At 74.4% G+C, this 10,306-nt stretch carries 6 protein-coding genes; 2 read left to right on the top strand and 4 right to left on the bottom strand.

Annotated features, from left to right (window positions below; translation table 11 throughout):
• The first annotated feature begins 278 nt into the window (after nt 1-278).
• Complete coding sequence (locus ACWC0C_RS25290; RefSeq protein ID WP_450866058.1) at nt 279-827, top strand: hypothetical protein; 549 nt, start codon at nt 279-281, stop codon at nt 825-827.
• Nucleotides 828-911: 84 nt separating this feature from the next.
• Here ACWC0C_RS25290 and ACWC0C_RS25295 read toward each other — a convergent pair whose 3' ends face one another.
• The 4 genes from ACWC0C_RS25295 to ACWC0C_RS25310 form a co-directional block, all read right to left on the bottom strand.
• Nucleotides 912-5,666, bottom strand: a complete 4,755-nt coding sequence (locus tag ACWC0C_RS25295; protein WP_450866059.1) for a hypothetical protein — start codon at nt 5,664-5,666, stop codon at nt 912-914.
• Between the two features lie 65 nt (nt 5,667-5,731).
• Nucleotides 5,732-6,610 (bottom strand): hypothetical protein, encoded by an 879-nt coding sequence (locus ACWC0C_RS25300; protein WP_449196800.1) that lies wholly within the window; start codon nt 6,608-6,610, stop codon nt 5,732-5,734.
• 31 nt (nt 6,611-6,641) lie between these two features.
• Nucleotides 6,642-8,171 (bottom strand): hypothetical protein, encoded by a 1,530-nt coding sequence (locus tag ACWC0C_RS25305; RefSeq protein WP_450866061.1) that lies wholly within the window; start codon nt 8,169-8,171, stop codon nt 6,642-6,644.
• Between the two features lie 168 nt (nt 8,172-8,339).
• Nucleotides 8,340-9,041, bottom strand: a complete 702-nt coding sequence (locus ACWC0C_RS25310) for a GntR family transcriptional regulator (protein WP_450866063.1) — start codon at nt 9,039-9,041, stop codon at nt 8,340-8,342.
• A 129-nt stretch (nt 9,042-9,170) separates the two neighbouring features.
• On the opposite strand from ACWC0C_RS25310, the gene ACWC0C_RS25315 reads away from it, so the two are divergent.
• Nucleotides 9,171-10,025: a putative hydro-lyase gene (locus tag ACWC0C_RS25315; protein WP_450866064.1), complete on the top strand. Its 855-nt coding sequence runs from the start codon at nt 9,171-9,173 to the stop codon at nt 10,023-10,025.
• The last annotated feature ends 281 nt before the right edge of the window (nt 10,026-10,306 follow it).

Consider the following 10,306-nt stretch of genomic DNA (forward strand, 5'->3'; position numbering starts at 1 on the left):
CGAGACATGGCGAGTTGTCCGGGCATTGCGGGAGATTGCCACCGCGATCCGGTAGCCGCGTCCGGCCGGACCGTGAGCACACGGCCGGCCGGTTGGCCGGATCTTTTCGCAAGGTGGGAATCTTCTGGCGATCTCGTGCGTCCTTCTCTACGGGAAATGGGGGCGGAATGGGCCACAGGAGCCGCATCCCGCCACCCGGCGGCGTAAACCAGCGCAAGCCGGGCAGCCACTGGGGAGTCGGAGTCTTGTGACACCGGGGTGCGAGGGGACTGCTGGCGGTGGGGAGTGACACGGTGATGGGCACGGCGGAGCGGCGCGAGGCGCCCGGGGACAGCGTGGCGGGGCGCTCGGTGGCGCGGCGGGGCCTGGAGGCGCCGGATCGCGACATTCCGGCGCGGGGACGCGGCGTGGAACTCACCGGCGAACAGCAGCTGCTGTACCGGCCGTTGTGGATCGAGGAGCCCGCCCGACGACATCCGCTGCCGGATCCGGTGCGTACGGCGGCGGTGCGGGCGGTTCTGATCATCGCGGTGACGCTGATTCAGGCGATGGTGGCGTTTCTGTGCACGTTGGCCGGGTCCTGGCTGGCGTTCCCCATGGTGATCAGCAGCGTGGCGAGCACGGTGGTGGCCACCTGGGCCGCGGTCGACGTGTGGGTGACCCGCCAGGTGTGGAACCAGCGGTACGGCGTGCTCTCCGAGCCGAGCAGCACGGCCCGGGCACTGCGCCGCGAGCGGCGGGCCCACCGGCGCGAGCAGCGGGCGGCCCTGCGTGAGCAGGACCGGATACGCCGGCGGGGCGGCGCCGGACAGCTGTCCCACCTCTGAGCCGCGCCGGACAGCCGTCCCACCCCTGAGCCGCGCCGGCCGCGGAAGGCCCGCAGTGCTCCGCAGTGCTGCAGGGCCTCGCCGCTACGGCGTGTTCGAGACCGGCTTCTTGAACATCCGCGTCGCCGTGATCTCGCTGTGCACCGCCTCCCCGGCCTGGGGCTCCTGCGGAAGACCGGGCCGGAGGTGTTCCTCCACACTGATGTACTTCAGGCCCGCCCTGAGGTCGGCGTCGTTGCGGAGACGGATGACCAGCGGGAACTCGGCCAGGGCCGTCGTGTCGAACAGGCCGGTGGTGTACAGCAGCTGCACGCCGAGCGCGTCGGACACGGCCCGCTGCAGTTCCAGCAGGTATGTGGCGTTGGCGCGGCCGATCGGGTTGTCCAGGAACAGCGTGCCCGCGTGCCGGTGCTTGTCGCGGCCCCGGTCGTTTGAGCGCAGGGCGGCCATCGTGCAGTACAGGGCGATCGCGGCGGTGAGCAGCTGGCCGCCGGAGAAGACGTCGCCCATCTGGCCGACGGGGACACGCTCGGCGCGCAGTACGGCGTCGGGCTTGAGGATCTCGACGGCCACGCCCTTGGGCTGGAGCGCCGCCGCGACTCCGCGCAGCAGCAGGGACATACCGTCCCGGCGCAGGTCGGAGTTCTTCTTCACAGCCGCGCGCGTGGCGTCGTCGATGACCTCGCCGAGGCGTTCGGTGAGCGTGGCCTGGTCGGGCTCCTCGAAGCGGATGCGCAGGAACTCCTGGCCGGACCACTCGCCGAGGCCTTCGGGAAGGCGGGAGAGCCGCTGGGCGGAGCGCAGGGTGGCGAGGGCGGACTCGACCAGGCCGCGGAGGCGGTCGACGATCGAGTCGCGGTTGCGCTCCAGCTGGGCCAGCTCGTCGGTCAGGACGCGCAGCCGGGGCGCGAACGCGTCGGCCCACTTCTGCGCGTGCTCCGGCAGCGCGGACGCGGGCAGTTCGCGGATCTGCTGCCGGGCGGGGGTGCGGACCTGCTCGTAGCGCGTGGAGTTGGCGTGCCGGACGAGGACGTCGCTCGCCTCGCGGACGGCCGCCTCGGCGGCGGACAGGTCGGCGGCGCAGCCGCGCAGCGAGCGGCGGGCCTCGGCCGCGGAGTGCCGGGCCTCCTCCAGGCTGCCGGGGTACGGCTCCGGCTCCTCCTGCTCCTCTTCGGGGGTGTGCTCGCGCAGCAGGTCGCGGAGCATCGCGGCGATCTCGTCGAAGCCGCCGGCCGCGTCCTCGGCGGCCCGGTGGGCCTCCAGCAGCTCGGCGTGCGCCTCACGGGCCTCGGCCAGCGCCTCGGTACGGGCGGCGAGTTCGCCCGTCGCGGTGCGCAGCAGCGCCTGGGCGTGCTCGGCGTCGCGCGGGAGCAGTTCCTCGGGCAGCTCGGTGTGTGCCTCGCCGTCCTCGGGGGCGTGCCGCTCGGCCTCGCCGCGCAGCCGGCCGAGCTGCTCGCTCGCGCTGGACATGCGGGTCTCCAGGAGCTGCACCAGCTCCTCCGCGCGCGCGGCGGCCGCCTGCCGGGAGGGACCGTCGGAGCCGTCGGGTGACTGAAGCAGCTGCTCGGCACGCGTGCGGACCTTGTTGCTGAGGCGGTCCAGTTCGGCGCGGGCGGCGCTCTCGTCGCTCTCCGCGCGGGCCTGTTCGGCGCGCAGGTCGGCGCCGACGCCGACCTTCTCGTACACCTGGGAGGCGGCCCGGTAGGCCTCGCGGAGGGCGGGCAGGGACGTCTTGGGGGCGTCCGCCTCCTCGACCGGTAGGTCGTCCGGGGCGCCGGCGATCTCGGCGCGTTCGGCGCGCAGGGCACGCGCGGTGCGGCGGGCGTCGTCGGCGGCGCGCTGGGCGGCGCGGCGGTCCTCGTCGGCGGCGCGGGCGCGCTCCAGGCAGACCTGGGCGCGGGCCTCGGACTCGGCGGCCTCGTCGGCGAGTTCACGCAGTTTCACCTGCCAGCCGGCGCGCTCGCGGAGCCGGTAGGCGAGTCCGGCCAGGGCGTCGGCGGCGCGGCGGGCCTTCTGCGCGGCCTCCTGCCGCTCGTCGCGGACGTGTGCGGTCTCGGCCGCGGCCTCGTCGGCCTCCGCACGCACCGTGCGCGCCTCGGCCAGCTCCGCCTCGGCCTCCTCGGCGAACGCGCGGGCCTCCTCGGCGGTCCGGCCCAGTTCGGTGAGGCGGCCGGCGGGGCAGCCGGTGCGCCAGGAGGCGAGCCGGGCGGCCAGTTCGCGGTCCTTGCCCAGCCGGGCGGCGAGGGTGCGGATCTCTTCGTCGCGTTCGGTGGCCCGCGCGCGCAGCGCCTGCCGTTCCTCGTCGGCGGCGTGCTCGTCGTGCATGGCCGGGTTCGGCGGCACGAGGAAGACGTCCCCGGAGGCGGCGCTGTCGGCGGGCGGCGGGGCGAGCAGGGCGGCGGCCGTGCCGACGGCGACGGCGGAGCGGGGCAGCAGGGCGGCGTCGCCGAGCGCCTCGCGGGCACGCGCGTGGGTGGCCGGGTCGGTGATGATCACACCGTCGACCAGTTCGGGCCGGGCGGCGAGCACGCGCGCGTGGTCGGCGGGGTCGACGGCCTGGGCGAGATAGCGCCAGCCGGGCAGCGCCGGGATGCCGTGCTCTCCGAGGAACTCCACCGTGGCCAGGACGTCCGGGCCGGGCGGCAGCAGTCCGCCGTCGCCGAGGGCACCGAGGATCCGGGAGTCGTCGGCGGCTGCGGTGCGCAGCTCGAAGAGGTGCCGTTCGGCGCTCGACACGACGTCGTCGAGCAGCTCGCGCAACTCGTCGGCGAAGCGGTCGAGTTCCTCGGGCGCGAGGGGGCCTTCGGCCGGGGGCCGGGCAGCGCCGGTCGCGTCGGCCGCCGCGTCCCGGGTACGGCCGTGCGGAGCCGTACCCGCCTCGGAACGGGCACCGGACGCGCTCTCGCCGGCGATTGCCGTACCGGCCCGGCCGCCGGGGGTGTCGTCGGCTCCGGTGCGGGGTCCGGGCACGTCGGCCCGGCCCGTCCCGGACGCGCCCGGCAGGCTGAGTAGTTCCGCCAGCCGCTCCTCGGCGGCCAGGGACTCGGCGAGGCGCCGCTCGGCCTCGTGGGCCCGCTCGGCCGCCGTCGCGGCGTCCGCCGCGCGGGCCGCGGTCAGTTCCGCGCGGGACTCGGCGGAGGCCGCCTCGCGGGCGTGCTCGGTGACCTTGCGGGCGGCCTCGCGGGCCGCGTCCCAGGCGGCCACGGCAGTCTTCTCCGCGTCGCTGGCGGCGAGCGCGGCACGCGCCGGGTCGGCGTCCGGGGCGCTGTCGTCGAGCCAGCCGGCGCGGACGGCCTCGGCGGTCTCCTGCTCGACCTCGGCGAGACGCTGGCGCAGATGCCCAGACTCGCTACGGGCGCGCTGGGCTTCGGTCGCGGCGGTCGTCGAGTCGCGGTGGGCGCAGTCGCTGACCTCCTGCAGCGCGGCGGAGCGCTCCTCCTCCTCGTTGGCGAGGGCCTCGGCGCTCTCGGCGGCCGCGTGCAGGGCCCGTACGAGGTCCACGGCGGCCTTGGCGCGTGCGGCGAGCGCGGGCGCGGCGTCCCGCTCGGCCTCCTGGATGGCGGCGGAAACGCGGGCGACGCGGTCGGCGGCGGCGCGGTGGCGCAGCACGGCCTCGGCGGCCTGCCAGGCGGAGTGCAGGGTGCGGGCATCGGCCAGCTCGCGCTTCTGCGCGGCGGCGGACTTCTCGGCGGCGGCGAGCGCCAGGGAGGCGTGCCGGTAGGCGAGTTCGGCGGCGATCAGGGCGCTGCGCTCCCGGGCGCCCTCGGAGTGCGTGACGGCGTAGGCGGCGGCCGTGACCCGCTGGGCGAGGTCGGCGGCCCGCACCCGCTCCCGCACCGCCCGCGCGGACAGCCGCCGGGCGAGGGTGCGGGTACGGCGCTCGGCGCCGGCGTGGATGTCACGCGCGCGTGAGCGAGCCTCGGCGGCCTCGACGATCCGCCCGAGCAGGTCGGCCGACCCGGCGGTGAAGTCCCGTTCGGCGATCAGCTCGGCGCGCCGGCCCAGCTTGTTGCCGAAGCCGCTGACCAGGTCGGCGAGGCCGTCGGTGTCCCGGGTGTCGGTGACGGCGCGCAGCAGCAGGTCGGTGAAGTCGGAGTCCTTCTTGACCGCGAAGAGACCGGCCGCCTCGCCCTCGTCGGCGTTCATCTCCCGCTGGTAGCGGAAGAGTTCGGGGTCGAGGCCGAGGTCGCCGAGGTGCTCGATCCAGCGGTCGTGGATCTCCTCCCAGTGCACCTCCAGGTGCGGATAGGCCTTGCCCGCCTCCATCAGGGCGTCACGGAAGCCCTTCATGGTGCGGCGCCGCCCCTGGGCGCCGGAGGTGCCTTCGACGGGCGGCCGTACGGCGGTGGACTCGGCGACCGGCAGGTTGTCCAGGCTCAGGCCGGGGCCGGGCCGGAAGGAATACCAGGCCTCGGCGAACTTGCGCGGGTCGTTGGACACCTGCCGTCCGCGCCACTCGCTCACCTTGCCGACGACGACGCACTCGCCCGTCTGCACATGCTGCCACTCCAGCGCCACGTGCCCGCAGTCGTCGGCGAGCAGGAACTTGCGCAGCACACCGGAGCTGGCGCCGCCGAGGGTGTTGCGGTGGCCCGGCAGCATCACCGAGAAGATCAGCTTGAGCAGGACGGACTTGCCGCCGCCGTTCTCCAGGAAGAGCACGCCCGCGGGGGCGGGGCGGCGCGGCGGGCCGGACGGCTCCTCCTCGAAGAACTCCGCCTGCGTGGGCGCCGGGTCGGGCACGGGCTCGCCGACACCCCGCAGGTCAAGCACGGTGTCGGCGTAGCGCGCACCGGCGGGACCGATGGAGTAGAGGCGGACCCGGGACAGCTCGTACATGGCGGACTCTCGTAAGTCTGGTGAAAAGTGCGGTGGTTCGGAGATCTTCGGGAGCTCGGCGGCCCTCAGGAGTGGAACGGCAGCCCGGCGCCGGCCACCAGTTCCAGGTCCTCGGTGTCCTCGGCGGGCAGCAGGCTGGCCGTGCCGTCGGTCACCGGTACGACGCCCAGCTCGAGCAGTTCGGCCATGGCGGCGCTGCCGGCCATGTCGCGGACCTGGAGCTGGTAGCGGGCCGTGGTGCGGTACGTGCCGCCGCCGTCGTCGCCGGTGCGCTGCAGGAAGCCCGAGTCGGTGAGGAAGGCCAGGGCCTTGGCCACGATGCCGGTGGTGGAGGCGGCCGGGCGGCGGGCGTCCTTGGTGGCACCGGTGGCGCTGCGTCTGGCCCAGATCCGCCAGGCGGCCTCGAGGCCGGGCGCGTCGGTCGCCGGGTCGGTGTTCTCGCCCAGTTCCTCGGCCCGCTCCTCCAGACGCCGGCAGGCCTGCCGTACGAAGGCGTCGACGCCGTTGACGGTGACGCGGCCGATGTAGGAGTCGTCGGACAGGTCCTCCGGGCGTGGGAACGCCAGTGCGGCGACGGCGAGATGGGCGAGCCCGTGCAGGAAGCGGTCGCCGGAGTCGGCGGCGGTGCGACGCGCGTAGTCACCCATGCGGACGGCGAACACCGAGTCCTCGGCGGCCGTCACGGCCATGCCCGCACGCGGGGACACCTCCAGCACGACGAGTCCCAGACCGGCGGCGACGGCGTCCGCGAGCCGTGCGAATGCCGGGTCGTCCCGGTACCGGCGCAGCAGCTCCGTGTACTCCTGGTCCCGCGCGGGCTGCAGCTTGGGCTGCAGACCGAAGGCGACGAGCCGCGCCGCGTCGGCGGCGTCGGCGGGGGTGACGGCGGCGGGCGCCGACGGGGCGGAGGGCTCCGCCTCACTCCACTCGACGTGCTCGGTCACGGTCGGGGCTCCTTGTCACGCTGTTGCTCGCTCATGCTGCTTCGGTCCTGTCCGCCGCCATCCCGGCCGCGTCCAGCAGGGCGGTTCCCACGATCAGGTCGGCACCGCCGAACTCGGGGTCATCCAGTTCGGCCCCGTCGTCCACGGCGAACAGCAGCTTCTCCTCGCCCTGCCGGTAGGCGGTGCCGACAGCCGGACTGGCCGCGTGGACCGCCAACAGGGCGACCAGGTACGCCAGATCGGGATCCCCGGTGCGCCGGGCGGCGGCCAGCAGCCCCGACAGCCTGCGCGGCGCGTCGGCCGGAAGGTCCAGCAACTCCATCGCGGCAGCCAGTTGTTCCTCGCTGAACCGGCTGTCGTCCGGCGTGGCGATCAGATCCGGCTCCGGCATCTCCGCGCCCAGATGCTCCCGCTCCACCGGCGGTGTCAGCAGTATGTCGACGAGGTCGCCGACCCGCACCGACACCGGCGTACGCAGCCCCGTGCCGCGCGCGAAGAACGCGTCCGTGACCCGGATCGCCTGCTCCAGGGGCAGCGGCAGGACGGGGGCCACGAGATGGCCGTACAGGTCTACCCCGGAGGTGGTCGTGGGCGTGGCGAAGGCCTGCCGGTCCTGCTCGGCGCGGAACAGCGGGCCCGCCTCCAGCAGGCGCGACTGGAGCTGAGTGTGCCGGCGGATGCAGTCCTTGACGATGTCCACCAGCTCGGCGGCGCGCCGCTTGTGCTCCGGCTCCTCGGTCTCGTCGCGGGCCTTGCGGATGTTGGTGAGGATCGCGTTCTCGTGGCGGTAGCGGTCGGCCACGTGGTCCAGGGCCTCGGCGATCATGTCGGGCACGGCGCTCAGCCAGTCGACCGCGCGGACGTTGCGCCGGGTGGCCTCCAGGGCGCGGCGCAGGGTCTCCGAGTACTGCACCGTGCGGTAGCGGGCCTGCTCGGCGGCGAGCTGGGCGTCGGCGAGCCGACCGCGACTGATCAGCACCTCCAGCTTGACCTCGGCGGCGATCTGGGCGCTGGTGACGTCGGTGTCGAGGGCACCGACCAGGACGTTGACCGCCTCGTCCGTCGTCCGCAGATAGACCGTGCCGCCGGGGCCGGGGACCTCTTCGATCAGCTTGAAGTCGTAGTCCCTGCGGACGTATGTGCCGTCCGGGGCGAACGTGCCGTAGACGGCGCGGAAGCCGCGGTCGACGCTGCCGACGTTGATCAGGTTCTCCAGGACCCAGCGGGCCACGCGCTCGTGCTCGGCGGTGGGGCGGTGGGGGGCCTGGGCGGCGATGCGCGGGACGAGGCGGGCCACGATCTGCTCGTGGTCGGCGCCGGTGTCGAAGTCCATGTTGAGCGTGACCAGGTCGATGGCGGCGAGGGCCACCTCGGCCATGCCGTACACCGAGTACTCACCGGCCAGGTTGGCCTTGCGTGCGTCGAGGTCGTGCAGCGGCGCGGTGCAGGCGAGCGCGCGCAGCCGCCGCGCCAGCCCCTCGTCGGCGGCCGGGCCCGGTGCCGGGCGCGGCCCCGCGCTGAGCTGGGGCGGAACGCTGTCCGTCGATGCAGGCGAAGTCACGGTGCACAGACTAGGTCCTCGGTCTGACATCGACCCAAACGAGAGGCTCCGCCGGTTTGCCCGACAGGACTGCGGGTCGCTGTCCGGGCGCGGGCCGTCCGTGGTCGCTCGCGCCCACGCGGCGGAGCCGCGTACCGATACAGCCCCGCCCCTTTGGGGCGCACCCGCTCAGGGAGCGCTTTCCTCGCCCACCCGTCGCCGGTACACCTCGACGATGCGCTCCAGGGAGTCCGCCAGGTAGGTCTCCAGAAGCCCTTCCGCCGCGCGCCGGTCCCCGGCCTGCAGCGCCCGCAGGATCTCGCGGTTGCGGGCGAGGTAGGGCTCGTGCAGCCGGCGCTCGTCGTCGACGACGTGGAAGGCCAGGCGCAGTTCGGCGAAGACGCTGCGCATCAGTTCGTCGGTGCGTTCGCTGCCGGCCAGGGCGACCAGTTCCCGATGGAAGTGAATGTTGGCGGTACCCAGCGCCTTCCAGTCCTTCTCCGCGGTCGCCGTCTCCCCCTCGGCGACCGCCGCGGCGACGCCGTCCAGCCGGTACGGCGGCTCGCCGAGCCCGCGGACGACGGCGCACTCCACCAGGGAGCGGGTGCGGTAGATGTCCTCGACGTCCTCGACGGTCAGGACCCGGACGAACACACCGCGGTTGAGTTCGTGGATCAGCAGGCGTTCGTGCGTGAGCAGCCGGAACGCCTCGCGCAGGGTGTTGCGGGAGACCCCGAGCGCCCCGCCGATGCCGTCCTCCGAGAGCCGGGTGCCGGGCGGGAAGTACCCGTCGGCGATACGACTGCGGAGGATGTCCGAAACCCGCTCCGCCGTGCTCGTGCGCCCCAGGAGCGCGCGATCGCCGGCCAGTGCCGTCAGCTGCTCTGCCATGCCGGGAATTCAATCGCACGCACCGGAACGAGACAACATGGGTATTGAAGGATCGTTGAACGATCCTCTACCGTGCCCCCTACGGCACTGCTCACCTCCCCGCATCGACGTCCCTTCTGCGAGGCGCCCATGAGCACGATCCCTTCCCTGCAGACCCGGAACACCGGGGACCGTCCCGTCACCACCGTCGACGAGCACGCGCACGCGTGGAGCCCGAAAACCGTGCGGGCCCGCTTCCGTGAGGGCCTCACGGGCCCCACGGCAGGGGTCGCGGCGGGCCACACGCAGGCCAATCTCATCTCCGTACCGGCCGACTGGGCCTACGACATGCTGCTGTTCTGCCAGCGCAATCCCAAGCCCTGCCCGGTGCTCGACGTCACGGACGCCGGCTCCCCGGTGACGGTCCTCGCCGAGGGCGCCGATCTGCGCACCGACCTGCCGCGCTACCGGGTGTGGCGGGACGGCGAGCTGGTCGAGGAGCCCACCGACGTGCGCGCGCACTGGCGGGACGACCTGGTGTCGTTCCTGCTCGGGTGCAGCTTCACCTTCGAGTGGGCGCTGGCCCGGGCGGGCGTGCCGATCCGGCACGTCGAGGAGGGCCGCAACGTACCCATGTACGTGACCACGCGCGCGTGCCGGGGGGCGGGCCGGCTGCGCGGGCCGATGGTGGTGTCCATGCGGCCGGTGCCGCCGGAGCACCTGCGCGCCGCGATCCGGGAGAGCGGCCTGTTGCCGGCCGTGCACGGCGGTCCCGTGCACTGCGGAGATCCCGCGGCCCTCGGCATCGAGGATCTGGCCCGGCCCGACTTCGGCGACGCCGTGACCGTCGAGCCCGGTGACATCCCGGTGTTCTGGGCCTGTGGGGTGACCCCGCAGGCGGCGGTGATGGCCTCCCGGCCGCCGTTCGCCATCACCCACGCCCCGGGCCAGATGTTCCTGACCGACGCCCGCGACGAGCAGTACCGGCTGGTGGGCGTCGTCTGAGACCGCCGGGCGCCCCTCACCCAGGGAGGGGCCACGGGGGCCTACGCCGTTCGCCGGGGGGGGCGCGGCGCGTGGTTCCTACCGGCGCAGGACGCGTGGACCGAGCGCCGACCTCGGCCACGCGCGCGTATGCGGCCTCCTCCAGGGCAACGGCACCGGACGGCTGCCGGCCACCGAGGGGCCCGCGCCGGACACGGGCCCCGCCCGGTGAACTCCCCGGCGACACCTGCGCCTCGGCGCGTTCGGGTCGGCCCGGACGCGCGTCCGGGCCTCACCTTGGC

It is taken from the genome of Streptomyces sp. NPDC001709, from assembly GCF_053596375.1.

Excerpts from the sequence above, each read along its gene's own strand:
- ACWC0C_RS25295 (WP_450866059.1), bottom strand. The coding sequence starts at position 5,666 with ATGTACGAGCTGTCCCGGGTCCGCCTCTACTCCATCGGTCCCGCCGGT.
- ACWC0C_RS25310 (WP_450866063.1), bottom strand. The coding sequence starts at position 9,041 with ATGGCAGAGCAGCTGACGGCACTGGCCGGCGATCGCGCGCTCCTGGGG.
- ACWC0C_RS25315 (WP_450866064.1), top strand. The coding sequence starts at position 9,171 with ATGAGCACGATCCCTTCCCTGCAGACCCGGAACACCGGGGACCGTCCC.